Origin of the sequence: Mammaliicoccus sp. J-M41 (assembly GCF_022385935.1) — a bacterium.
Classification (GTDB): Bacteria; Bacillota; Bacilli; order Staphylococcales; family Staphylococcaceae; genus Mammaliicoccus; species Mammaliicoccus sciuri_A.
Map to the genome: position 1 here is coordinate 1 of NZ_JAJNIR010000070.1, position 744 is coordinate 744.

Consider the following 744-nt stretch of genomic DNA (forward strand, 5'->3'; position numbering starts at 1 on the left):
TGATTGGTTAAGCCAATCACTCTGAAGTACTTTCAGTACTCAATTATTGGAATTAACGTTGACATATTGTCATTCAGTTTTCAATGTTCATAATCTATTTTTAAAATGGTGGAGACTAGCGGGATCGAACCGCTGACCTCCTGCGTGCAAAGCAGGCGCTCTCCCATCTGAGCTAAGCCCCCATAAGTATTAATAGAAGTCGGGAAGACAGGATTCGAACCTGCGACCCCTTGGTCCCAAACCAAGTGCTCTACCAAGCTGAGCTACTTCCCGTTATTTAAAATGGCGCGCCCGAGAGGAGTCGAACCCCTAGCCTCTTGATCCGTAGTCAAACGCTCTATCCAATTGAGCTACGGGCGCAAAAAACAAAAATGGTGCCGAGGACCGGAATCGAACCGGTACGGTAATCACTTACCGCAGGATTTTAAGTCCTGTGCGTCTGCCAGTTCCGCCACCCCGGCAAGAAAAAATAAAAATGGAGCGGAAGACGGGATTCGAACCCGCGACCCCAACCTTGGCAAGGTTGTATTCTACCGCTGAACTACTTCCGCTAAATAATTATTTTTATATATAGTATATTTAAAATGGTGAGCCATAGAGGATTCGAACCTCTGACCCTCTGATTAAAAGTCAGATGCTCTACCAACTGAGCTAATGGCTCTAAAACATGGTGCCGGCCAGAGGACTTGAACCCCCAACCTACTGATTACAAGTCAGTTGCTCTACCAGTTGAGCTAGGCCGGC

The 744-nt window shown here is 46.8% G+C and carries 7 tRNA genes; all 7 read right to left on the reverse strand.

Going from position 1 to position 744, the window contains the following annotated elements:
* Nucleotides 1-106 precede the first annotated feature (106 nt).
* Nucleotides 107-182, reverse strand: a tRNA-Ala gene (locus LQ686_RS13875).
* A 17-nt stretch (nucleotides 183-199) separates the two neighbouring features.
* Nucleotides 200-273 (reverse strand) — tRNA-Pro (locus LQ686_RS13880).
* Nucleotides 274-283: 10 nt separating this feature from the next.
* Nucleotides 284-360, reverse strand: a tRNA-Arg gene (locus LQ686_RS13885).
* A 12-nt stretch (nucleotides 361-372) separates the two neighbouring features.
* A tRNA-Leu gene (locus tag LQ686_RS13890) sits at nucleotides 373-461 on the reverse strand.
* 15 nt (nucleotides 462-476) lie between these two features.
* Nucleotides 477-551, reverse strand: a tRNA-Gly gene (locus LQ686_RS13895).
* Nucleotides 552-585: 34 nt separating this feature from the next.
* Nucleotides 586-661: transfer RNA gene (locus LQ686_RS13900), tRNA-Lys, on the reverse strand.
* 7 nt (nucleotides 662-668) lie between these two features.
* A tRNA-Thr gene (locus LQ686_RS13905) sits at nucleotides 669-744 on the reverse strand.